This is a genomic window from Pseudomonas sp. MDT1-85 (assembly GCF_054898065.1).
On record NZ_CM142715.1, the window covers coordinates 5,766,352 to 5,788,808 of the forward strand.

The 22,457-nt window shown below is 58.8% G+C and carries 20 protein-coding genes; 14 read left to right on the forward strand and 6 right to left on the reverse strand.

What is annotated here, in order from left to right:
• Nucleotides 1-129 precede the first annotated feature (129 nt).
• Genes ACYZT2_RS26040 through ACYZT2_RS26050 form a run of 3 tightly spaced genes read right to left on the reverse strand, consistent with a single transcriptional unit; the run spans nucleotide 130 to nucleotide 2,586 of the window.
• Nucleotides 130-897: a TerB family tellurite resistance protein gene (locus ACYZT2_RS26040; protein WP_461968493.1), complete on the reverse strand. Its 768-nt coding sequence runs from the start codon at nucleotides 895-897 to the stop codon at nucleotides 130-132.
• A gap of 1 nt (nucleotide 898) precedes the next feature.
• Nucleotides 899-1,570 (reverse strand): N-acetylmuramate alpha-1-phosphate uridylyltransferase MurU, encoded by a 672-nt coding sequence (gene murU, locus ACYZT2_RS26045; protein WP_461968495.1) that lies wholly within the window; start codon nucleotides 1,568-1,570, stop codon nucleotides 899-901.
• Entirely contained in the window at nucleotides 1,567-2,586 is a 1,020-nt protein-coding gene (locus ACYZT2_RS26050; protein WP_461968497.1) for an aminoglycoside phosphotransferase family protein, read from the reverse strand. The genes murU and ACYZT2_RS26050 overlap by 4 nt, the downstream gene beginning before the upstream one ends.
• Before the next feature lie 130 nt (nucleotides 2,587-2,716).
• On the opposite strand from ACYZT2_RS26050, the gene ACYZT2_RS26055 reads away from it, so the two are divergent.
• From ACYZT2_RS26055 to ACYZT2_RS26105, 11 genes are all read left to right on the forward strand, one after another.
• Nucleotides 2,717-5,515 carry an LPS-assembly protein LptD gene (locus tag ACYZT2_RS26055; protein ID WP_461968499.1) on the forward strand — a complete coding sequence of 933 codons (2,799 nt, stop codon included), beginning with the start codon at nucleotides 2,717-2,719 and terminating at the stop codon, nucleotides 5,513-5,515.
• A complete protein-coding gene (gene surA / locus ACYZT2_RS26060) occupies nucleotides 5,496-6,812 on the forward strand; it encodes a peptidylprolyl isomerase SurA (RefSeq protein WP_461968501.1) in 1,317 nt (438 codons plus the stop codon). The genes ACYZT2_RS26055 and surA overlap by 20 nt, the downstream gene beginning before the upstream one ends.
• Nucleotides 6,809-7,798 carry a 4-hydroxythreonine-4-phosphate dehydrogenase PdxA gene (gene pdxA / locus ACYZT2_RS26065; RefSeq protein WP_461968503.1) on the forward strand — a complete coding sequence of 330 codons (990 nt, stop codon included), beginning with the start codon at nucleotides 6,809-6,811 and terminating at the stop codon, nucleotides 7,796-7,798. The genes surA and pdxA overlap by 4 nt, the downstream gene beginning before the upstream one ends.
• A complete protein-coding gene (gene rsmA / locus ACYZT2_RS26070; protein ID WP_038981253.1) occupies nucleotides 7,795-8,613 on the forward strand; it encodes a 16S rRNA (adenine(1518)-N(6)/adenine(1519)-N(6))-dimethyltransferase RsmA in 819 nt (272 codons plus the stop codon). The genes pdxA and rsmA overlap by 4 nt, the downstream gene beginning before the upstream one ends.
• A 115-nt stretch (nucleotides 8,614-8,728) precedes the next feature.
• Nucleotides 8,729-9,109 (forward strand): Co2+/Mg2+ efflux protein ApaG, encoded by a 381-nt coding sequence (apaG, locus tag ACYZT2_RS26075; RefSeq protein WP_461968506.1) that lies wholly within the window; start codon nucleotides 8,729-8,731, stop codon nucleotides 9,107-9,109.
• Entirely contained in the window at nucleotides 9,109-9,990 is an 882-nt protein-coding gene (locus tag ACYZT2_RS26080; RefSeq protein ID WP_461968508.1) for a symmetrical bis(5'-nucleosyl)-tetraphosphatase, read from the forward strand. The genes apaG and ACYZT2_RS26080 overlap by 1 nt, the downstream gene beginning before the upstream one ends.
• 33 nt (nucleotides 9,991-10,023) lie before the next feature.
• Nucleotides 10,024-10,353, forward strand: a complete 330-nt coding sequence (glpE, locus tag ACYZT2_RS26085) for a thiosulfate sulfurtransferase GlpE (protein ID WP_030130002.1) — start codon at nucleotides 10,024-10,026, stop codon at nucleotides 10,351-10,353.
• A gap of 293 nt (nucleotides 10,354-10,646) precedes the next feature.
• Entirely contained in the window at nucleotides 10,647-12,569 is a 1,923-nt protein-coding gene (locus ACYZT2_RS26090; protein WP_007904259.1) for a PrkA family serine protein kinase, read from the forward strand.
• 200 nt (nucleotides 12,570-12,769) lie between these two features.
• A complete protein-coding gene (locus ACYZT2_RS26095) occupies nucleotides 12,770-14,041 on the forward strand; it encodes a YeaH/YhbH family protein (RefSeq protein WP_192344792.1) in 1,272 nt (423 codons plus the stop codon).
• A complete protein-coding gene (locus tag ACYZT2_RS26100; RefSeq protein ID WP_461968511.1) occupies nucleotides 14,038-15,600 on the forward strand; it encodes a SpoVR family protein in 1,563 nt (520 codons plus the stop codon). The genes ACYZT2_RS26095 and ACYZT2_RS26100 overlap by 4 nt, the downstream gene beginning before the upstream one ends.
• A 65-nt stretch (nucleotides 15,601-15,665) precedes the next feature.
• Entirely contained in the window at nucleotides 15,666-16,889 is a 1,224-nt protein-coding gene (locus ACYZT2_RS26105) for a multifunctional CCA addition/repair protein (RefSeq protein WP_461968513.1), read from the forward strand.
• A 115-nt stretch (nucleotides 16,890-17,004) separates the two neighbouring features.
• Here ACYZT2_RS26105 and folK read toward each other — a convergent pair whose 3' ends face one another.
• Together folK and folB are read right to left on the reverse strand one after the other, a co-directional pair.
• Entirely contained in the window at nucleotides 17,005-17,523 is a 519-nt protein-coding gene (folK, locus tag ACYZT2_RS26110; protein ID WP_461968515.1) for a 2-amino-4-hydroxy-6-hydroxymethyldihydropteridine diphosphokinase, read from the reverse strand.
• Complete coding sequence (gene folB, locus ACYZT2_RS26115) at nucleotides 17,514-17,867, reverse strand: dihydroneopterin aldolase (protein ID WP_253552248.1); 354 nt, start codon at nucleotides 17,865-17,867, stop codon at nucleotides 17,514-17,516. Before folB ends, folK begins: the two co-directional genes overlap by 10 nt.
• Before the next feature lie 74 nt (nucleotides 17,868-17,941).
• Here folB and plsY point away from each other — a divergent pair, with 74 nt between their 5' ends.
• Complete coding sequence (gene plsY, locus ACYZT2_RS26120) at nucleotides 17,942-18,511, forward strand: glycerol-3-phosphate 1-O-acyltransferase PlsY (RefSeq protein WP_461968517.1); 570 nt, start codon at nucleotides 17,942-17,944, stop codon at nucleotides 18,509-18,511.
• 23 nt (nucleotides 18,512-18,534) lie between these two features.
• Here plsY and tsaD read toward each other — a convergent pair whose 3' ends face one another.
• On the reverse strand, nucleotides 18,535-19,560 hold the full coding sequence (gene tsaD, locus ACYZT2_RS26125; RefSeq protein WP_461968519.1) for a tRNA (adenosine(37)-N6)-threonylcarbamoyltransferase complex transferase subunit TsaD: 1,026 nt from the start codon (nucleotides 19,558-19,560) through the stop codon (nucleotides 18,535-18,537).
• A 199-nt stretch (nucleotides 19,561-19,759) separates the two neighbouring features.
• On the opposite strand from tsaD, the gene rpsU reads away from it, so the two are divergent.
• Together rpsU and dnaG are read left to right on the forward strand one after the other, a co-directional pair.
• Nucleotides 19,760-19,975 carry a 30S ribosomal protein S21 gene (gene rpsU, locus ACYZT2_RS26130; RefSeq protein ID WP_002551877.1) on the forward strand — a complete coding sequence of 72 codons (216 nt, stop codon included), beginning with the start codon at nucleotides 19,760-19,762 and terminating at the stop codon, nucleotides 19,973-19,975.
• A gap of 482 nt (nucleotides 19,976-20,457) precedes the next feature.
• The gene (gene dnaG / locus ACYZT2_RS26135) at nucleotides 20,458-22,431 is read left to right on the forward strand and encodes a DNA primase (protein WP_461968521.1); all 1,974 of its coding nucleotides are present in this window, start codon (nucleotides 20,458-20,460) and stop codon (nucleotides 22,429-22,431) included.
• Nucleotides 22,432-22,457 lie beyond the last annotated feature (26 nt).

Consider the following 22,457-nt stretch of genomic DNA (forward strand, 5'->3'; position numbering starts at 1 on the left):
TTGGACCATTCGCGGGCAAGCCTCGCTCCTACGGGTTTTGTGTCCTGCCCAATATGCGGCGTTTATAAACCCTGTAGGAGCGAGGCTTGCCCGCGAAGACGGAAGAACTGGCGATACAACTCATCCCGGCTAACGAAAATCCCGCCGCTCACGAATCAACGTATAGGCAGTGTGCAATTCACGAGTCTTGTCCGTAGCCTCGCGAACCTGCAACGCCGTCGCACCGCTGCCGGCAATCTTGTCCGGATGATGACGACTGAGCAGGCGTCGATAGGCGCGCTTGATTTGCGCCGGCTCACTGGTCGTGGATACTCCCAGCAGCCGCAAGGCATCCTGATACGTGACCACGCTACTGACCTGTGGGCGTTTCTGCGGCTCATAGTCAGTCGCCAAGGCCTGCACCTGTTGTCGCGTCCACCCCAACCATTTGCCCCACTGGGCAATCAGCTCGCGCTCACTGCTACCGGCGCGGCCATCGGCCCAGACCATCCGCCAACAGGCACGCAACACCCCTTCCGCCGCATGGGGTTGAGCACTCAGGCGTCGCAGATAACCGCGCAACCGGTCATGTCCCGCCTTACCGCGATTGAACGCCGCAATCGCCCGACGTTGCGCCGATTCGGTCATTTCCAGCGAACGCATTTCCTGCCGCGCCTGCTGGATGTGGCCATCCACTACCCGCCCATCGCTCTTGGCCAATCGGCCCAGCAACACGAACAGCAGTTCATCGTTGCGCAGCACCGAGCGACCGCCGAATTTTTCCCATAAATGCGCCCAGCTCTGCAGGTGCAAGCGCCGGTCCAGCGCCTGTCCCAATAAAGCACCGAGCATGGCCCCCGGAATGTCGGCTATGACAAAGCCCGCTCCGGCTCCAATCAGAGTCCCTGGCCACAACATGTCAGCGTCTCGCTTCTATCAGAGTTTCGACTTCAGCCAGGCGCTCGTGGGTGCCGACATCCACCCACTGCCCATTCAGGCGTTCGCCGGTCACTTGCCCGTCAGCCATGGCTTTGCGCAGCAGCGGCGCAAGCTTGAAGGCACCGGTCGAGCACCCGTCGAACAGCTGCGGGTGCAGCACGGCGATGCCGCTGTAGGTCAGGGTTGATGTATCCGGCTGACCGTCCTGCACACGGCCATCGACCAAAGTGAAATCTCCACTCGGGTGATGCGCCGGATTGTCCGCCAATACCAGATGAGCGAGCCCGACGATGGGCTGATGCAACACGCTGAAGTCGTAGTCGGTCCAGATGTCGCCATTGACCACCACAAAGGCCTCGTCACCCAATAACGGCAACGCACGGAAAATACCGCCACCGGTTTCCAGCGGCTCACCTTCCGCCGAGTACTGAATGCTCACGCCATACCGCGAACCATCGCCCAGATAATCTTCGATCTGCTGACCGAGCCAGGCATGGTTGATCACGATTTCGCTAAACCCTGCAGCCGCCAATGCGCGCAGGTGATACTCGATCAGGGGCACTCCGCCGGCGCGAACCAGCGGTTTTGGTGTGGTCAGGGTCAGCGGACGCATGCGCTCGCCTTTACCCGCGGCCAGAATCATTGCCTTCATGCAGTCGCTCCAGCACGCAGACTGGCCAACAATTCACCCAACTCTGCCAGTTCAGGGCGACGGGCGATGACCGCGTCTATATAAGCAAAGAAGCGCGGCACATCGCCGAGGTAGCGAGGCTTGCCGTCGCGATGGCAGATGCGGGCGAAAATGCCGATGACTTTCAAGTGGCGCTGCACGCCCATCAGGTCGCTGGCACGCAGGAAGTCTTCAAAGTCTGGCTGAACCGGGATGTCGAGCGCGCCTGCTTGCTGCCAGTAATCCTCCAGCCAGGCACGCACGCGCTCTTCAGGCCAGCTGAGGAAGGCATCCTTGAACAGGCAGGTCACGTCGTAGGTCACTGGGCCGTAAACCGCGTCCTGGAAATCCAGTACGCCGGGATTCGGCTCGCTGAGCATCAGGTTGCGCGGCATGTAGTCGCGATGCACCAGGACTTTGGGCTGAGCCAGAGCGCTGTCGATCAGCACGTCGCTGACCTGTCGCCAGAACGTTTGCTGCGCCGAGTCGAACTCAATGCCCAGTTCGCGCTTCACGTACCACTCAGGGAACAATTCCAGCTCGCGACGCAGCAGCGCCACGTCATAACTTGGCAGCGGCGCGACCATCGGCAACTGTTGGAAAGCCAGCAGTGCTTGCAGGGCATCTTTGAACAAATCGTCGGCGTTTTCGCTGTCGATCACGTCCAGATAAGTCTTGTTGCCCAGGTCATTGAGCAACAGAAAACCACGTTCGAGGTCTTCGGCATAAATTTTCGGCACGTTTATTCCGGATTTCGCCAGCAAAAAAGCGATATCCACGAAGGGTTTGCAGTTTTCCTGGGGCGGCGGCGCGTCCATCACGACGAAACTTCTGCCTGCGCCTTCCCAGCGGAAATAGCGTCGGAAACTCGCGTCGCTACTGGCCGCAGTCAACGTGGCCGGGGGCACGGCGCCCCAATCTTGTGCTGCAAAGAGGATAGCCAACTGTTCATCGAGCCAAACTTTCAGGTGTTGCAAGCGTACATCTTGATCAGGCATTGCAAGGGTCTCCGACGGCGCTAGCCGTCAAGCGGGTCATGCTTTATTATCCAGCATCTTTTTCAGACCATCGAGAGGCGTGCGGCCCACACCGCGGGCAGATGGCACGCAGGAAGCCCGGACTAATAAGATGGCATTGAAATCCCCCGCGTTTCGTAAAAAATTTCCGTTGTTGGTTACCGGCAGTCTGCTGGCCCTGCAACCTCTAGCCACTTCGTTCGTGGTCGCCGCGGAACAGTATGACTGCTCAGTCTCTGCTTCGGGTGCCTGGGACTGTGCGCCAAAGGCGCCGGCGGCGGCATTGCCGCCACGCCCCGTCCATGACGGCAGCGCAGTTTCCGCCACTGGTGAAGCTGCGGCAGACACCGGCTCCAGCGCAGACACCGGCGCCAAACCCGTGCTGGTTACCGAGTCCAAGGGCCGCGGCCTGAAGTCGCGCAGTGAAGACTACAGTCACCTCGACTGGGTTCCGCGCGAGAAGCTCACCGCAGCGCAATTGGCCGAAACCGGTCCTTACTGCTCTGGTTCCTATATCGAACCGATTCGTCCTGGCATGAATGACAAGACGGATAAAAGTGACGCGCCAACCTTTATCGGCGCCAAAGCCTCCCGCTATAAGCAGGAAGAACAGATCGCTACCCTGGCCGGTGACGTGGTCATGCGTCAGGGCAGCATGCAGGCCGAAGCCGACGAAGCGAACCTGTACCAGGCCGAAAGCCGTGGCGAACTGAGCGGCAACGTGCGCATTCGCGACAACGGCGCACTGATCGTGGGCGACCACGCCGACGTGCAACTCGACACCGGTGAAGCCAAGGTCGACAACGCCGAATACGTGATGCACAAATCGCGTATCCGCGGTAACGCGCTGTACGCCAAGCGTGCCGAGAACGCGATCATCCGCCTCAAGGATGGTACGTACACCACGTGCGAACCGGACAGCAATGCCTGGCAGCTCAAGGGCAACAACATCACCTTGAACCCGGCGACCGGCTTCGGTACCGCGACCAACGTGACGCTGCGGGTCAAGGACATTCCGGTGCTGTACACGCCGTACATCTACTTCCCGATCGACGACCGTCGCCAGTCCGGTTTCCTGCCGCCGACTGTGGGCTCCGGCAGCGATACCGGCTTCCTGCTGGTTACACCGTACTACTTCAACCTGGCACCGAACTACGATGCCACGTTGTACCCGCGCTACATGAGCAAGCGTGGCTTGTTGATGGAAGGCGAGTTCCGCTACCTGACCGAGTCCAGCGAAGGTCAGCTCGGCGCCGCCTATCTCAACGACGACAACACCGATCGCAGCAACCAGACCGACTACGAAAAAACCCGCTACATGTACAACTGGCAGCACAAGGGTGGTCTGGACTCGCGCGTAATGACTCAGGTCGATTACACCAAGATCAGCGATCCGTATTACTTCCAGGATTTGCAGACTGATCAGATTGGTGTGAAAAGTGCCGATTTCGTGAATCAGCAAGGTTCTGTCACCTATCGTGGCGACAGCTATACCGCTCGTTTGAATGCCCAGGCTTATCAGCTGGCGACTGTTTCGAACATCACGCCTTATGATCGTTTGCCGCAGATCACGTTCAATGGTCAGCTGCCGTATCATCCGGAAGGCCTGGATTTCGACTATGAAACTGAAATCGTCCGGTTCGAGCGTGATTTGAAAAATGGCGACTTCGTAAACGAAGATGGCACCGTCGAACCGCGACTTGATAACAACGTGGCCGGACTTGCACGTGCCAATGGCAACCGATTGAACCTCAAGCCGGGTGTCAGCCTGCCGCTGAACTGGACTTATGGTTTCTTGAAACCATCCCTGAAGTACCAGTACACCCAGTACGATCTGGATCTGGATGGTACCGGCAAAAATCAGGTTGCTGCACAAAGCGCAGAAGCGGACCGGCTCAACGGTACCTACAGCCGTAACCAGAACCGTGGTGTGCCGATCGCGAGCATCGACAGCGGCCTGTACTTCGATCGCGACACGCAATGGTTCGGCAAGAACTATCGCCAGACCCTCGAGCCGCGGTTGTTCTACCTCTACGTCCCAGAGACTGATCAGGAAGACATTCCGGTTTTCGATACAGGCGAATACACCTTCAACTACGCCTCGCTGTTCCGCGACAACCGCTTCTCCGGCGCCGACCGTGTTGGTGACGAGAACAAGCTGTCGCTGGGCGTGACCAACCGCTGGATCGAAGAAAACGGCTTCGAACGTCAACGCATCAGCATCGGCCAGGCCTTGTATTTCAAGGACCGCGAAGTCCAGTTGCCAGGTATCGATGCGAAAACCCGCGCCGATGCTCAAGCCAACGTTTCCCCGTACGCGCTGGAATATGAATACCGCTGGAACCGCGATTGGCGCACCACAGCCGACTACAACTGGGACCCGGACAGCCGCAGCCCTCGCTCGGGCAGCGCGATGTTCCACTACCAGCCTGAAGACAACCCGAACAAGGTTATCAACGCCGGTTATCGCTACCGCAACGACCAGGTCCGTTATGACCAGAACACTGGTAGATGGCAGGTGGGCGGTGGTGACTACGGTACTCCGGGCACTCCTGGCTACGTGAAGGACTACTACAAGATCGAGCAGCACGACTTCTCCGTGATCTGGCCGATCGTGCCGCAGTGGAATGCCATCAGCCGCTGGCAGTATGACTACAACCGCAACCGTACTCTGGAAGCTTTCGGTGGTTTCGAATACGACAACTGCTGCTGGAAATTGCGCCTGATCAACCGTTACTGGGTCAGCTATGACGAATTCAGTCAAAACGCCCCGGAAAACGAAAAAGGCGACCACGGCATCTTCCTCCAAATTGTTCTGAAGGGACTCGGCGGCCTCACCGGCGCCAAGGTAGAGAGCTTCCTCGACAAAGGCATCCAAGGTTATCGTGAACGTGAAGACCAAGCTTTCTGATTGTCTGCGCCCGCTGATGCTGGGCGCGCTGTTCCTGGGTACCGCGGCCAACGCCGCTGTACAGTCCATCGATAAAGTGGTGGCCATCGTCGACAACGACGTGGTCATGCAGAGCCAACTGGACCAGCGTGTTCACGAAGTTCAGCAAACCATCGCCAAACGCGGTGCTGCCGTACCGCCTGCAGGCGTACTGGATCAGCAGGTGCTCGAGCGTCTGATCGTCGAAAACCTGCAACTGCAGATCGGCGAACGCTCTGGTATCCGCATCACCGACGAAGAACTGAACCAGGCAGTCGGCACCATTGCCCAGCGCAATAACATGTCGATCGAACAATTTCGCGCCGCCCTGGCTCGCGACGGTCTGTCTTATGACGACGCTCGTGACCAGATCCGCCGCGAAATGATCATCAGCCGTGTGCGTCAGCGCCGTGTCGCTGAACGCATTCAGGTGTCCGAGCAGGAAGTGAAAAACTTCCTGGCGTCCGACCTGGGCAAGATGCAGCTGTCCGAAGAGTTCCGTCTGGCCAACATCCTGATTCCTACGCCGGAAAGCGCCAACTCCGACGCGATTCAGAATGCTGCCAAACAAGCCGACACGGTTTACCAGCAGCTCAAGCAAGGCGCTGACTTCGGTCAGTTGGCGATCGCCAAATCCGCCAGCGAAACCGCGCTGGAAGGCGGCGACATGGGCTGGCGTAAAGCCGCTCAACTGCCCCCTCCGTTTGATCGCCTGCTGGGCACCATGGCCGTTGGCGATGTGACCCAGCCAATGCGCACACCGGGCGGCTTCATCATCCTGAAGATCCTCGACAAGCGTGGCGGCGAAGCCCAGGTGCGTGACGAAGTGCATGTGCGTCACATCCTGGTCAAACCAAGCCCGATCCGCGACGAAGAAAAAACCAAAGCGTTGGCTCAATCACTCTACTCGCGTATCGAAGCGGGCGAAGATTTCGGCGAGCTGGCGAAAAGCTTCTCGGAAGATCCGGGCTCCGCCCTCAACGGTGGTGATCTGAACTGGATCGACCCGAATGCACTGGTGCCTGAATTCCGCGAAGTGATGGCCAAGACCCCACAAGGTCAGCTGTCCAAGCCGTTTCAGACCCAATATGGCTGGCACGTTCTGGAAGTCCTTGGCCGCCGCGCCACTGACAGCACTACCCAGGCCCGCGAGCAGCAAGCAATGACCGTACTGCGTAACCGCAAATACGACGAAGAGCTGCAAACCTGGCTGCGTCAGATCCGTGACGAAGCGTATGTAGAAATCAAGCTCCCTGGTGCAGACCAGGCAACGCAGTGAAACCCAAGCGTTTCGCGTTGACCCCCGGCGAACCGGCCGGCATAGGTCCTGACCTGTGCCTGCTGCTCGCCTCGCAAGCCCAGCCGCATCCCCTGATTGCCATTACCAGCCGCGACCTGCTCATCGAGCGGGCCGCCCAGCTGGGCGTGGTTGTCGATCTGCTGCCGGTAACGCCGGACAGCTGGCCCGATACTCCTGCCCCGGCCAACAGCCTGTATGTGTGGGATACGCCGCTCAACGCCAAAGTCACCGCCGGGCAACTGGACAAGGCCAATGCGGCTTTCGTCCTGGAAACCCTGACGCGTGCTGGCCAGGGCTGCCTGGAAGGGCATTTCGCCGGCATGATCACCGCCCCTGTGCACAAGGGCGTGATCAATGAATCCGGAATCGCCTTTTCCGGGCACACGGAATTTCTCGCTGACCTGACTCATACCGCGCAAGTGGTGATGATGCTCGCCACCCGCGGCTTGCGTGTGGCGCTGGTCACCACCCACCTGCCCCTTCGCGAGATTGCTGATGCAATCACGCCGGAGCGTCTGGAACGGGTCACACGGATTCTGCACGCCGACCTGCAAGAAAAATTCGGCATCGCCCAGCCACGCATCCTGGTTTGCGGGCTTAATCCGCACGCCGGTGAAGGCGGTCATCTGGGCCATGAAGAAATCGACATCATTGAACCTACATTAGAGCGCCTGCGCGGCGAGGGCATGGACCTTCGCGGCCCCCTGCCCGCCGACACTCTGTTTACCCCCAAATATCTGGAGCACTGCGACGCGGTGCTGGCGATGTACCACGACCAGGGCCTGCCCGTGCTGAAATACAAAGGCTTCGGCGCGGCAGTCAACGTGACCCTCGGCTTGCCGATCATCCGCACATCGGTCGACCACGGCACCGCCCTGGATCTGGCCGGCAGCGGCAAAATCGATACCGGCAGCCTGCAAGTCGCCCTGGAAACCGCCTACCAGATGGCCGAGACCCGTTTATGACCGAGCATTACCAACACCGGGCGCGCAAGCGCTTCGGCCAGAACTTCCTGCACGATGCCGGCGTTATCGACCGTATCCTGCGCTCCATTCATGCCAAACCCGAAGACCGTCTGCTGGAAATCGGCCCGGGCCAGGGCGCACTGACCCAAGGCCTGCTCAACAGCGGCGCCCAGCTGGACGTGGTGGAGCTCGACAAAGACCTGGTTCCGATCCTCAATCAGCAGTTCGCCGGCAGGAGCAATTTCAACCTGCACCAAGGTGATGCGCTGAAGTTCGACTTCACCAGCCTGAACGCAGCACCGGGCAGTCTTCGGGTAGTCGGCAACCTGCCGTACAACATCTCTACGCCGCTGATTTTCCACCTGCTGCATAACGCCAGCCTGATCCGCGACATGCACTTCATGCTGCAAAAGGAAGTGGTCGAGCGTATGGCGGCCGGCCCTGGCGGTGGTGACTGGGGTCGGCTATCGATCATGGTTCAGTACCATTGCCGGGTCGAACATCTGTTCAACGTTGGCCCTGGCGCATTCAATCCGCCGCCGAAAGTCGACTCGGCCATCGTGCGCCTGGTGCCTCACGCGGTACTCCCGCATCCAGCCAAAGATCACAAACTGCTGGAGCGCGTCGTGCGCGAAGCCTTCAACCAGCGCCGCAAAACATTGCGCAACACTCTCAAATTGCTGCTGAGCAACGCCGAAATCGAAGCCGCCGGCGTCGATGGCAGCTTGCGCCCCGAGCAGCTCGATCTGGCTGCCTTCGTGCGCCTGGCCGACAAGCTCAGCGAACAAGTCCTACAAAAGCCTGTCACCGACTGAAAGGCGATGAGCGCTATCGGGTAGGACGCCACTCTGGTTTACTACCCGATACTTGGCCTAGACTGAGTTCTATCAGCTACGCCCCGCGTCCCGCTTCGTTTCTAAGGCCTTTTGCATGTCCGATCCTCGTTATCAGGTCGACGTCAGCGTCGTCACCCGCTATCTGGCAGAACAATCGCAACCCGAGCAAAATCGCTTTGCCTTCGCCTACACCATCACCGTGCAGAACAATGGCCTGGTGCCCGCCAAACTGCTTTCACGGCACTGGGTGATCACCGACGGTGACGGGCATGTCGAGGAGGTTCGCGGTGCAGGCGTCGTCGGCCAGCAGCCGTTGATCGACGTGGGCAAGAGCCACACTTACAGCAGCGGCACCGTCATGACCTCCAAGGTCGGTACGATGCAGGGCAGTTATGAAATGGTCGCTGACGACGGCAAACACTTCGATGCTGTCATCGCCCCCTTCCGTCTGGCAGTACCCGGAGCCCTGCACTGATGGCGACGTATGCCGTCGGCGACTTGCAAGGTTGCCTTGAACCGCTGCAATGCCTGCTCAAGCAAGTCGCCTTCGACCCCGCCCGGGACCGTCTATGGCTGGTGGGCGACCTCGTCAACCGAGGCCCACAGTCGCTGGAAACCTTGCGCTTCCTCTATAGCCTTCGCGAATCGCTGATCTGCGTGCTCGGCAACCATGACCTGCACTTGCTGGCCGTCGGGCAAAACATCGAACGCCTGAAGAAGGCCGACACGCTGCGCGAAATTCTTGAGGCACCCGATTGCGGGGAGCTGCTGGAGTGGGTTCGGCAACAAAAGCTCATGCATTACGACGAACAACGCGATATCGCCCTGGTCCATGCCGGCATCCCGCCACAATGGTCGCTTCGCAAAGCCTTGAAGTGCGCCACCGAAGTCGAAGAAGCCCTGCGCGACGACAACCGCTTCGCACCTTACCTTGACGGTATGTATGGCAACGAACCGGTGAAATGGGACAACGACCTCAAAGGCGCGGCGCGCTTGCGAGTCATCACCAACTACTTTACCCGGATGCGCTTTTGCACCAGCGACGGCAAGCTTGATCTCAAGGGCAAGGAAGGCATCGACACCGCACCGCCGGGCTATGCGCCGTGGTTCACCCACAAGGAGCGCAAGACCAAAGGCCTGAAGATCATCTTCGGCCATTGGGCGGCGCTCGAAGGCCAGTGCGACGAGCCGGGTCTGTTTGCGCTCGACACCGGTTGCGTCTGGGGTGGCGCCATGACCCTGATGAACGTCGACACCTTTGAGCGCCTGCAATGTAAATGCGACGCCCATGGCCACGCTCGGCCGGCTGTCGCGACCTCTATTCCCGAACAAACGTCAGCCAGCGCCCCGCGCTAGACTGCGCTTTCAGCCGAGCCACAGGAGCCCGCCATGAGCGAATTCAAACGTATCCCCCCAGAACAGGCCCAGGCCCTGCGCGAACAAGGCGCGGTGGTGGTCGATGTCCGCGACCCGGCAACGTTTGCCGCGCTGCACATTGCCGGCTCCAAGCATCTGGACAACCATTCTCTGCATGCTTTCATTCAAGGCGCTGACCTGGACGCGCCGACGGTAGTGGTCTGCTATCACGGCAATTCCAGCCAAGGCGCAGCCGCTTACCTGATCAGTCAGGGCTTCTCCGACGTCTACAGCATGGATGGCGGTTTTGAGCTGTGGCGTACGACCTATCCTTCGGAAACGGCGCAAGGCACTTCCGAATAATTTTTTTCAAGGCGCGCAAGGCCCAGCTCCCGCGGGCTTGCGCGCTGGCTGACGAACGGTCTGCCACAACTAATTACTTATTGCGCCTTTACCTTCAAGATTCCGAACTATCCTTAAGCGCAGGCCATCCAAAACAGGGGAGAGCCGGTACACCGGCGCGCGGGTCATCGGGAGTAGCTTTCAGGGTTGATTACCCTGGAGGTGTTCTGGGGGGTAAACAGCAACTGCATATTCAGTTGCTTGCCAGCATCGACTGACCGGCGTCGGCTCCACGTATCGAGCGAGGTGACGTCATGAGTATCTTTAGCCACTTCCAACAACGCTTCGAGTCCACGCGCCAGGAAGAACTCTCTCTGCAAGAGTACCTGGAGCTGTGCAAAAAGGACCGCAGCGCCTATGTTTCCGCAGCTGAGCGTCTTTTGCTGGCCATCGGTGAACCGGAGCTGCTCGACACCTCGACCAACTCGAGGCTGTCGCGAATCTTTTCCAACAAGGTGATCCGCCGTTATCCGGCCTTTGAAGACTTCCACGGGATGGAAGAATGCATCGACCAGATCGTGTCGTATTTCCGCCATGCCGCTCAGGGCCTGGAAGAAAAGAAACAGATCCTCTACCTGCTTGGCCCTGTCGGTGGCGGTAAGTCGTCCCTGGCCGAAAAGCTCAAACAACTGATCGAGAAAGTGCCCTTCTATGCAATCAAGGGCTCGCCGGTTTTCGAGTCGCCTCTGGGTCTGTTCAACGCCACCGAAGATGGCGCGATCCTCGAAGAAGACTTCGGCATTCCCCGGCGCTATCTCAATACCATCATGTCGCCATGGGCCACCAAGCGCCTGGCCGAATTCGGCGGCGACATCAGCCAGTTCCGCGTGGTGAAACTGTACCCGTCGATCCTCAACCAGATCGCGGTCGCGAAAACCGAGCCGGGAGATGAAAACAACCAGGACATCTCGGCACTGGTGGGCAAGGTCGATATTCGCAAACTGGAAGAGTTCCCGCAGAACGACGCCGATGCCTACAGCTACTCGGGGGCGCTGTGCCGGGCCAACCAGGGCCTGATGGAGTTCGTCGAAATGTTCAAGGCACCGATCAAGGTGCTGCACCCATTGCTGACGGCCACCCAGGAAGGCAACTACAACAGCACCGAAGGCCTGGGGGCGATTCCGTTTACCGGGATCCTGCTCGCCCACTCCAACGAATCGGAATGGCACACCTTTCGGAACAACAAAAACAACGAAGCGTTCATCGACCGGATCTATATCGTCAAAGTGCCGTATTGCCTGCGCGTCAGCGACGAGGTGAAAATCTACGACAAACTACTGTTCAATAGCTCGCTGGCCAAGGCCCATTGCGCGCCCGACACCCTGAAAATGCTCGCGCAATTTACCGTGCTCTCGCGCCTCAAGGAGCCAGAAAACTCCAACATCTACTCCAAGATGCGCGTGTATGACGGCGAAAACCTCAAGGACACCGATCCGAAGGCCAAGTCGATCCAGGAATACCGTGATGCAGCAGGTGTCGACGAAGGCATGAACGGTCTGTCGACCCGCTTCGCCTTCAAGATTCTGTCGAAGGTCTTCAACTTCGATCCGCATGAAATCGCCGCCAACCCGGTGCATCTGCTCTACGTGCTGGAACAGCAGATCGAGCAGGAACAATTCCAGGCGGAGACCCGCGAACGCTATCTGCGCTTCCTGAAAGAGTACCTGGCACCGCGTTATATCGAATTCATCGGCAAGGAGATCCAGACTGCCTATCTCGAGTCTTACAGCGAGTACGGCCAGAACATCTTCGATCGCTACGTGCTGTACGCCGACTTCTGGATTCAGGATCAGGAATACCGCGATCCGGAAACCGGCGAGATCCTCAACCGCGTAGCCCTGAACGAAGAACTGGAGAAAATCGAAAAACCGGCCGGCATCAGCAATCCGAAGGATTTCCGCAACGAAATCGTCAACTTCGTACTGCGCGCCCGAGCCAACAACAACGGCAAGAACCCAACCTGGCTCAGCTACGAAAAACTGCGGGTGGTCATCGAGAAGAAAATGTTCTCCAACACCGAGGACTTGCTGCCGGTCATCAGCTTCAACGCCAAGGCCAGCAAAGAGGACCAGCAGAAGCACAACGACTTCGTCACACGGATGGTCGAGCGGGGCTACACCGACAAACAGGTACGACTGCTGTCCGAGTGGTACCTGCGGGTCAGAAAATCACAGTAACCCGCTGCCGGTCAGACCGGTTGTCGTTAGCCCGAGGCCTGTTTACGCTTTTTCTGTTACACAGGCCTCTGGAGGTGTCCGAAATGCGGTAGCGAGGTTCAGGCAGCACAAGCGCTTGGGGGGAGCGTGTACACCCTCCGGCACCGGCCTTATGCTGCGTTAACGCTCGCCCCTTTCAGGACAGCTTCTAAGGAGCAGTCATGAGCTATGTGATCGACCGACGTCTCAATGGCAAGAACAAGAGCACGGTAAACCGCCAGCGGTTTCTGCGGCGCTACCGTGATCACATCAAAAAGGCTGTCGAAGAGGCGGTCAGCCGGCGCTCCATTACCGATATGGAACACGGCGAGCAGATCAGCATTCCCGGCCGCGACATCGACGAGCCGGTGCTTCACCACGGTCGTGGCGGCAAGCAAACCATCGTGCATCCCGGCAACAAGGAATTCACCAGCGGCGAGCACATTGCCCGTCCGCCCGGAGGTGGCGGCGGCAGAGGCCCCGGCAAGGCCGGTAACACGGGTGAAGGGATGGACGAGTTCGTCTTCCAGATTACCCAGGAGGAATTCCTCGAATTCATGTTCGAGGACCTTGAGCTGCCTAACCTGGTCAAACGCCACCTGACCGGCACCGACACCTTCAAGACCGTACGCGCAGGTATCAGCAACGAGGGCAACCCGTCACGGATCAACATTATCCGCACCCTGCGTTCGGCCCATGCCCGGCGCATTGCCTTGTCCGGTAGCAGCCGGGCGAAATTGCGCGAAGTCAAAGAGGAACTGCTGCGGCTTAAACGGGAAGAACCGGACAACTTCGGCGATATCCAGGACCTCGAAGCAGAAATCGAGAAGCTCAGCGCGCGCATTCACCGAGTGCCGTTTCTCGATACCTTCGACCTCAAGTACAACCTGCTGATCAAGCAGCCGAACCCCAGCTCCAAAGCAGTGATGTTTTGCCTGATGGACGTGTCCGGCTCCATGACCCAGGCGACCAAGGACATTGCCAAACGCTTCTTCATCCTCCTGTATCTGTTCCTCAAGCGGAACTACGACAAAATCGACGTCGTATTCATCCGCCACCACACCAGTGCCCGTGAAGTGGATGAGGAGGAGTTTTTCTACTCCCGGGAAACCGGCGGCACCATCGTCTCCAGCGCCCTGAAACTGATGCAGGAGATCATGGCTGAGCGTTATCCGAGCAATGAATGGAACATCTATGCCGCCCAAGCGTCCGACGGCGACAACTGGAACGATGATTCGCCGATCTGCCGCGACATCCTGATCAATCAGATCATGCCGTTCGTGCAGTACTACACTTATGTTGAGATTACCCCGCGCGAACACCAGGCCCTGTGGTTCGAATACGAACGCATCGCCGAAGCCTTCTCTGACACTTTTGCCCAGCAGCAACTGGTCTCGGCCGGGGATATCTATCCGGTCTTTCGTGAACTCTTCCAGCGCAGGTTAGTGACATGACCGCCAAAGAGCAGAAGCGCCACCCCATTTCTACCGGCTCCGAATGGACATTCGAGCTGATCCAGGCCTACGACCGCGAAATCAGTCGTCTCGCGGCTCGCTACGCGCTGGATACGTACCCCAACCAGATCGAAGTGATCACCGCCGAGCAGATGATGGATGCCTACGCCTCTGTCGGCATGCCCTTGGGTTATCACCATTGGTCCTATGGCAAACACTTTCTCAGCACCGAAAAATCCTACAGCCGTGGCCAGATGGGTCTGGCCTATGAGATTGTGATCAACTCGGATCCCTGCATTGCCTACCTGATGGAAGAAAACACCATCTGCATGCAGGCTCTGGTGGTGGCTCACGCCTGCTATGGCCATAACAGTTTCTTCAAAGGCAATTACCTGTTCCGCACCTGGACCGACGCCAGCTCGATCATCGATTACCTGGTGTTCGCCAAGCAGTACATCATGCAGTGCGAAGAACGCCACGGCATCGATGCGGTAGAGGACTTGCTTGACTCCTGCCATGCGCTGATGAATTACGGGGTCGACCGGTACAAGCGCCCTTATCCGATTTCCGCCGAAGAAGAACGCCGTCGGCAGAAGGATCGGGAAGAGCATCTGCAGAAGCAGATCAACGATTTGTGGCGGACCATTCCAAAAGGCGCGGACAAGTACAGCGACAAGGACAACGCACGCTTCCCCGCCGAACCTCAGGAAAACATCCTGTACTTCATCGAAAAACACGCCCCGCTGCTGGAGCCCTGGCAGCGCGAAATCGTGCGGATCGTGCGCAAGATCGCCCAGTATTTTTATCCACAGCGCCAGACCCAGGTAATGAACGAAGGCTGGGCCACGTTCTGGCATTACACCTTGATGAACGACTTGTATGACGAGGGTCTGGTCACCGAAGGCTTCATGATGGAATTCCTGACCTCTCATACCAGCGTGGTCTTTCAACCTGGCTTCGACAGCCCCTACTACAACGGCATCAACCCCTACACACTGGGTTTTGCCATGTATCGCGATATCCGCCGGATATGCGAACACCCCACCGAAGAGGACTATCGCTGGTTTCCGGAAATCGCCGGCACCGACTGGCTGTCCAGCATCAAATTCGCCATGAGCAGCTTCAAGGACGAAAGCTTCATCCTGCAGTACCTGTCACCCAAGGTGATCCGCGACCTCAAGCTGTTCAGCATCCTCGATGACGATCAGAAGGACGATCTGCTGGTTCCGGCGATACACGACGAAGACGGCTATCGAACCATTCGTGAAACCCTGGCAGCGCAATACAACCTGGGCAATCGCGAGCCCAACATCCAGATCTACAGCATCGACCGGCGTGGCGACCGCTCCCTGACCTTGCGTCACCAGCAACACGATCGCAAACCGCTGGGCGACTCCACTGACGAAGTGCTCAAACACCTGCACCGCCTCTGGGGCTTCGACATTCACCTGGAAACCCTGCAAGGGGATCAGGTGATGAAAACCCACCATGTTCCGCCCAGAAGCGAACATGGCGAGGGGGATTACGGCCGGCTGGACTTGGCAGTCATTCATCTTTGATCCTGTTTTTCTGCCTCCGTAAGTTCGACGCAAAGGTTATTCTGTCGGGCTAACGGAGGTTTTTTATGCAGATTTATAAAGTCGGCGGTGCTGTACGCGATCGCCTGCTGGGCAAGCCTGTCACCGATATCGACTGGGTCGTTGTGGGCGCCACCACCGAAGAAATGCTCGCCAAGGGCTTTCGTCCGGTGGGCGCGGACTTCCCGGTATTTCTTCACCCCAAAAGCGGTGAGGAATACGCCCTCGCCCGCACAGAACGCAAAAACGGGCGGGGCTACGGCGGCTTCATCTTCCACGCCAGCCCCGACGTCACGCTCGAAGAAGATCTGATTCGTCGCGACCTGACGATCAACGCCATGGCCGAAGATGATCAGCAGAACCTGACCGATCCTTACCATGGTCAACGGGATCTCGAGGCTCGCTTGCTGCGCCACGTTTCCCCCGCGTTCGCCGAAGATCCGCTCCGTGTTCTGCGCGTTGCCCGCTTCGCCGCACGTTATGCGGAACTGGGCTTTACCGTCGCCCCCGAGACATTGGAGCTGATGCGTCAACTCAGCGAATCAGGTGAATTGGAGGCATTGACCGCGGAACGCAGCTGGAAAGAAATAGCCCGCGCACTAATGGAAGACCAGCCCCAGGTGTTCATCGAGGTGCTGCGCGAATGCGGTGCGCTCAAGGTATTGATGCCGGAAGTCGACGCGCTGTTCGGTGTACCGCAACCCGAAGCCCATCACCCGGAAATCGACACGGGCGTGCATACCCTGAGCGTGCTGGAGCAAGCGGCGCTGCACAAACAACCGCTAACCGTACGCTGGGCCTGCTTGCTGCATGACCTGGGCAAAGGATTGACGCCCGAGGAAGAATGGCCCCGCCACATTGCCCACGAGCACAAAGGCCTGAAACTGATCAAAGCGGCCAACGAGCGCTTCAAGGCACCGAAGGACTGCCAGGAACTAGCGCTTCTGGTGGGCAAGTATCACACCCATGGCCATCGTGCTCTGGAGCTGAAAGCGTCGACCTTGCTGGAATTGCTGCAGAGTTTCGACGTCTATCGTCGACCTCAGCGCTTTGAGGAGTTTATCGCCGCGTGTGAGATGGACGCTCGAGGGCGCAAAGGCCTGGAGCAGAGAAGTTATCCACAGGCGGATTATTTACGGGGTGCGGCAACTGCGGCGCGCAGTATTGCCGTTCAGCCATTGCTGGAGAAGGGATTCAAGGGCCCGGAGCTGGGCGAGGCGATCAAGGGTGAGCGGCTCAAAGCCTTGAAAGCTTACAAAGAAAACGCCTAAGCAAAATCAAAAGATCGCAGCCTTCGGCAGCTCCTACATGTGATCGGGGTACATCCGCAATGTGACGGGTGAACCGGCTTGGTGTAGGAGCTGCCGCAGGCTGCAATCTTTTGCTTTACAGCATATCGGAGGGGGTCAACTGCTCGCCGCGCCACTCAAAAGCAACCGGCGCCAGCACCTGATCAATCTGCGCCTCATTCCACAAAGCCGCAAAGCTTTTGCCTACGCCCGGATGCACTCTGTCCGGCGCAATCAGCGACAACGGCCACAGCACAAAAGCATTTCTCAGAATTTCTGCCCTCGGCAAGACCAAGCCATCGAAGTTGCCCACCAGATCGCCGAACAGCAGCACGTCGATATCCAGCGGCAAGCCCTTGCGGTCCGGCGCGTAACGGCCGTTATCCGCCTCGATGAATTTCAACCGTCGGTCCAACTCCATCAGCGGCAAATCAGTGAAGGCCGAGACCACAAAGTTAAAAAACGGGCCGCTCTTGATCCCCACCGGCTGGCTTTCGAATACCGCCGAGCAGTGCATATCCACCAGGAAACCCGCCAGGGTGTCCAGGCCTGCCTGCAAATGGGCTTCGCGCTCGATATTGCTACCGAGCCCGAGATACACCTGAGTCAGCGACATCCGCGCTCGATCTCCACGCCCACACCCGTGGCCGCCGGGACGGCGCCTGGCTTGGTCAGCTTGAGGTGCATCCAGGTGATCTTGAATTCGCTCATCAGCACTTCAGCCAGACGCTCGGCAAAGGTCTCGACCAGCTGGAACTGCGCCTGCTCGGCGAACGCCTGAATGCGCGACGAAACGCTCGCGTAGTCGAGCGCCAGGGTCAGGTCATCACCGGCGGCGGCCGGACGATTGTCCCAGGCGAAGCTCAGATCAAGTCGCAGACACTGTCGGATGCCTCGTTCCCAGTCGTAGGCACCAATCACGGTGTCGACTTCCAGGCCCTCGATAAACACTCTGTCCAAGCACTTCTCTCCACTGCACGACAAGGGCGCAATGCGCCGTTAGAATCAGGGCGTCCTCGCCCGGAATAGTTAGCATGTTTTGGTTACTGGCGACTCTCGCCTACCTGCTCGGCTCTCTGTCCTTCGCCATTTTGCTCAGCCGCCTGACCGGGAACCCCGATCCGCGAATGGGTGGCTCGGGCAATGCCGGCGCCACCAACATGTTGCGTCTGGCGGGCAAGAAACTCGCCATCCTGACCTTGCTCGGCGACCTGAACAAAGGTCTGCTACCCGTATTGATCGCAGGTGCCGTGGGCCTTTCACTGCAGCAACAGGCCTGGATCGGCGTCTGTGCCGTTATCGGTCACCTGTTTCCGCTGTACTTCCGCTTTCGCGGTGGCAAGGGTGTCGCCACCGCGGCTGGCATGCTGCTGGGCCTCTACCCGCCGGCCGCACTGCTGGCGGTCTGCGCCTGGGTGCTGACGTTCTATCTGACCCGCACCAGCTCACTCGCCGCCCTGATTGCAACACCACTGACCCTGCCACTGCTTGCCTGGCAAGAACCGGCGGCGTTACTGCCCATGAGCGCGCTCACGGGCCTGATTGTCTGGCGTCATCGCGGCAATCTACGCGACCTGTTTGCCGGGCGCGAACGGCATTTTTAACCACCGCACGTGAGCGCCGCTCATTACAGCGCCGACAGTTGCTCCATCGGCCAGCGCGCCTGCACGCTGATCGCCAGGCTTTCATGCTGGCCGGCCTGCAAGCGTTGGCAACCGGCAAACGCAATCATCGCGCCATTATCGGTGCAGAACTCCGGACGGGCATAAAACACATCGCCCTTCATGTCGCCGAGCATTTTCTCCAGTGAAACCCGCAGTGCTTTGTTGGCGCTGACGCCCCCTGCAATCACCAGACGCTTGAGACCCGCCTGTTTCAGGGCACGCTTGCACTTGATGGTCAAAGTCTCCACCACGGCCTGCTGGAACGCCAGCGAGATGTCGCAACGGGCTTGCTCGCTGTCGTCCCCGGCGCTGACGCTCTGCTGCCAGGTGTTCAGGGCGAAGGTTTTCAGCCCGCTGAAGCTGAAAGCCAGGCCTGGACGATCACACATCGGACGCGGAAAAGTGAAACGCCCCGCAACGCCCTGCTCCGCCAGACGCGCGATCTCCGGGCCGCCCGGATAATTCAGGCCCATCATTTTCGCGGTTTTATCGAAAGCTTCGCCGGCAGCATCGTCGAGGGTCTCGCCCAAGAGCGCGTATTGACCAATCCCGTCGACCTGAACCAGCTGCGTATGCCCACCCGACACCAACAAAGCGACGAACGGGAACTGCGGTGGTTGCGGCTCCAGCATTGGTGCCAGCAAGTGTCCTTCCATGTGGTGCACGCCCAAAGCCGGAATGCCCCAGGCAAAGGCCAGCGCCTGGGCGCAGGAAGCCCCCACCAGCAAGGCTCCCACCAGGCCAGGACCCGCGGTATAAGCGATGGCGTCGATCTCGGTCGGCAAACAGTCTGCCTCGGCCAGGACCTGACGAATCAAGGGCAGCATGCGTTTGACGTGATCACGCGAAGCCAGCTCCGGCACCACGCCACCATAGGCACGATGCAGATCGATCTGACTGAACAGCGCGTCGGCCAACAGCCCGCGTTCACTGTCGTAAAGTGCGACACCGGTTTCGTCGCAAGAGGTTTCTAATCCCAGTACTAGCATGGGTTTGCGCCTTGTAGAGGCTGAATTCGAAGGCGCGCATAATAGTCGTCGCGTGATGCCCCGACCAGCGGTTTTCGATCAGAGGCTTTGCATTCCGAGCGATGAGGGGTTAACATCCGCAACCCTTAAAAACCGACGTCTTCAAGTGCTCTTTTGCCGCGAGGATGTTGACCCCGGTAATGAATGAAGGTAGCTCTGGATGCCAGCCGTCAAAGTAAAAGAGAACGAACCCTTCGACGTAGCTCTGCGTCGTTTCAAGCGCTCCTGCGAAAAAGCCGGTGTACTGGCTGAAGTTCGTAGCCGCGAATTTTACGAGAAGCCAACTTCTGAGCGTAAGCGTAAAGCAGCAGCCGCTGTTAAGCGTCACGCCAAGAAAGTTCAGCGCGAACAGCGCCGCGCCGTTCGTCTGTACTAATACACAGCCGATCGTAGCAAGCTTCTGCCAAGCCCGGCCCTCAGCCGGGCTAATGGCATTTGCGGACAACGCTTGATGCTTCACCGTCAAAGCCGCAGACGCGACCGAGACAAATCTGCTTCACAGCGTCAGACCTGGCTCTTTTGCCAGCGGTGCACGTCTTTTCTGACGAGCCTTCCAAGGCTACTGACGAGCACACCCACTGATTCCTCTCACGACGATCAGCCCAAGGCACCTTCTTGCGTGCCCGCTTATGAGCTATCCGAGGCCAATGACTGGCCGTCGCCGGATTCAGCGAAACACTTTCAAATAGTCGAATACTGATGGGTACTAACGTCAGTGGATTTTCGGCAGATACACTTCCCGACAGCGATTACGCAGACGACACCGGTCGAGCCGCACACCCTGCGCGCCTCAAACAACGACCCGCGTTTGGCCGCTCTTCGTTTTGGGTCCATTTCAGCGCAGATGACGAGAACGCCATGGCCGGGCTAATTCCCCAGAGCTTCATTGACGACCTTCTGAACCGCACCGACATCGTCGACGTGGTCAGCTCGCGCCTGCAAATGAAAAAAGCCGGCAAGAACTACACTGCCTGCTGCCCGTTTCACAAAGAGAAAACCCCCTCCTTCAGCGTCAGCCCCGACAAACAGTTCTATTACTGCTTCGGCTGTGGCGCTGGCGGTAACGCCCTCGGCTTCATGATGGACCATGACAATCTGGATTTCGTCCAGGCTGTCGAAGAACTGGCCAAAGCCGCCGGCATGGAAATTCCCCGCGAAGAAAGCGGTCGGCCGCATAAACCGCGCCAGCCTACTGATTCGCCGCTGTATCCGCTGCTCACCGCCGCCGCCGATTTTTATCGTCAGGCCCTGAAAAGCCATCCGTCGCGCAAAGCCGCCGTGGATTACTTGAAAGGTCGTGGACTAACGGGAGAAATCGCCCGGGACTTCGGCCTCGGTTTTGCCCCGCCTGGCTGGGACAATCTGTACAAGCACTTGAGTAGCGATACTCTGCAGCAAAAGGCCATGATCGATGCCGGCCTGCTGATCGAGAACGCCGAGACCGGCAAGCGCTATGACCGCTTCCGCGATCGCGTAATGTTCCCGATCCGCGACAGTCGCGGGCGCATCATCGCCTTCGGCGGCCGGGTCCTTGGCGATGACAAGCCGAAATACCTGAACTCACCGGAAACCCCGGTTTTCCATAAAGGCCAGGAACTCTACGGCCTTTATGAAGCACGCAAGAACAATCGCAACCTCGACGAAATCATCGTCGTCGAAGGCTACATGGACGTCATCGCCCTCGCTCAGCAAGGCCTGCGCAATGCCGTTGCAACCTTGGGCACCGCCACCAGCGAAGAGCACATGAAGCGTCTGTTTCGCGTGGTGCCCAGCGTGCTGTTCTGCTTTGATGGCGACCAGGCGGGCCGAAATGCGGCCTGGCGGGCGCTGGAGGCAACCCTGCCATGCTTGCAGGACGGGCGCCGGGCGCGCTTTCTGTTCCTGCCCGAGGGAGAGGACCCGGATACCCTGGTCCGCTCCGAGGGCACTGACGCCTTCCGCGCGCGAATCAATCAGCACGCCCAGCCATTGGCCGATTACTTTTTTCAACAGTTGACCGAGGAATCGGACCCGCGCTCCCTCGAAGGCAAGGCCCACATGGCCACCCTCGCCGCGCCGCTGATCGACAAAGTCCCCGGCGCCAACCTGCGCATCTTGATGCGCCAGCGCCTGAGCGAAATTACCGGGCTTAGCGGTGAAGCCGTGAGCCAACTCGTGCAAAGCACGCCTCACCCTCAGGAAGCGCCACCCGCTTACGATCCGGGCATCGATTACGACGCCATGCCGGATTACAGCGACTACCATCAGCCGCAGGCACAGGAGATGTACGCGCCGCAGCAAGAATGGACACCGAAGAAGCCTGGCGCAGGCGGCAAGAAATGGGACAAAAGGCCGTGGGACAAGAACGGCAAACGTGGCGGCGATCGCGATCAACCGCGCGCGCCACGGGTGCCGGCGGCTGTAGAGCCGCCCACCCTGGCAGCCTTGCGAACGCTACTGCATCACCCGCAACTGGCTGAGAAAGTCGAGGATGCCGGGCACTTCGCTGCCGAGGACCATACCAACACGCAACTGTTGGTCGCCCTGCTCGAAGCCGTACAGAAGAATCCCAAGCTAAACTCATTTCAACTGATTGCGCGCTGGCACGGCACCGAACAAGGCCGACTGCTCAAAGCGCTGGCAGAAAAGGAATGGCTGATTGATGGAGATAACCTTGAACAACAGTTTTTCGACACCATTACTAGCTTGTCAGCCCGCCAACGCGAGCGAAACCTGGAACAACTTCTTCGAAAAGCACGTCAAAGTGAATTGAGCACCGAAGAGAAAAATCAACTGCGCGACCTTTTAAGCCGCAATGTTTGCGCATCAAGCCCGACCTCAACTGGCGCGTGAGGTCATAGCTCAGGTATAATCCTCGG

What these genes read in the sequence shown, in the direction of transcription:
- folK (WP_461968515.1), bottom strand. Translation starts at nt 17,523, where the DNA reads ATGTCGCTGACTCAGGTGTATCTCGGGCTCGGTAGCAATATCGAGCGC.
- plsY (WP_461968517.1), top strand. Translation starts at nt 17,942, where the DNA reads ATGTTTTGGTTACTGGCGACTCTCGCCTACCTGCTCGGCTCTCTGTCC.
- ACYZT2_RS26055 (WP_461968499.1), top strand. Translation starts at nt 2,717, where the DNA reads ATGGCATTGAAATCCCCCGCGTTTCGTAAAAAATTTCCGTTGTTGGTT.
- glpE (WP_030130002.1), top strand. Translation starts at nt 10,024, where the DNA reads ATGAGCGAATTCAAACGTATCCCCCCAGAACAGGCCCAGGCCCTGCGC.
- ACYZT2_RS26050 (WP_461968497.1), bottom strand. Translation starts at nt 2,586, where the DNA reads ATGCCTGATCAAGATGTACGCTTGCAACACCTGAAAGTTTGGCTCGAT.
- ACYZT2_RS26105 (WP_461968513.1), top strand. Translation starts at nt 15,666, where the DNA reads ATGCAGATTTATAAAGTCGGCGGTGCTGTACGCGATCGCCTGCTGGGC.
- dnaG (WP_461968521.1), top strand. Translation starts at nt 20,458, where the DNA reads ATGGCCGGGCTAATTCCCCAGAGCTTCATTGACGACCTTCTGAACCGC.
- tsaD (WP_461968519.1), bottom strand. Translation starts at nt 19,560, where the DNA reads ATGCTAGTACTGGGATTAGAAACCTCTTGCGACGAAACCGGTGTCGCA.
- ACYZT2_RS26100 (WP_461968511.1), top strand. Translation starts at nt 14,038, where the DNA reads ATGACCGCCAAAGAGCAGAAGCGCCACCCCATTTCTACCGGCTCCGAA.
- rpsU (WP_002551877.1), top strand. Translation starts at nt 19,760, where the DNA reads ATGCCAGCCGTCAAAGTAAAAGAGAACGAACCCTTCGACGTAGCTCTG.
- ACYZT2_RS26095 (WP_192344792.1), top strand. Translation starts at nt 12,770, where the DNA reads ATGAGCTATGTGATCGACCGACGTCTCAATGGCAAGAACAAGAGCACG.
- rsmA (WP_038981253.1), top strand. Translation starts at nt 7,795, where the DNA reads ATGACCGAGCATTACCAACACCGGGCGCGCAAGCGCTTCGGCCAGAAC.
- ACYZT2_RS26090 (WP_007904259.1), top strand. Translation starts at nt 10,647, where the DNA reads ATGAGTATCTTTAGCCACTTCCAACAACGCTTCGAGTCCACGCGCCAG.
- ACYZT2_RS26040 (WP_461968493.1), bottom strand. Translation starts at nt 897, where the DNA reads ATGTTGTGGCCAGGGACTCTGATTGGAGCCGGAGCGGGCTTTGTCATA.
- ACYZT2_RS26080 (WP_461968508.1), top strand. Translation starts at nt 9,109, where the DNA reads ATGGCGACGTATGCCGTCGGCGACTTGCAAGGTTGCCTTGAACCGCTG.
- apaG (WP_461968506.1), top strand. Translation starts at nt 8,729, where the DNA reads ATGTCCGATCCTCGTTATCAGGTCGACGTCAGCGTCGTCACCCGCTAT.
- murU (WP_461968495.1), bottom strand. Translation starts at nt 1,570, where the DNA reads ATGAAGGCAATGATTCTGGCCGCGGGTAAAGGCGAGCGCATGCGTCCG.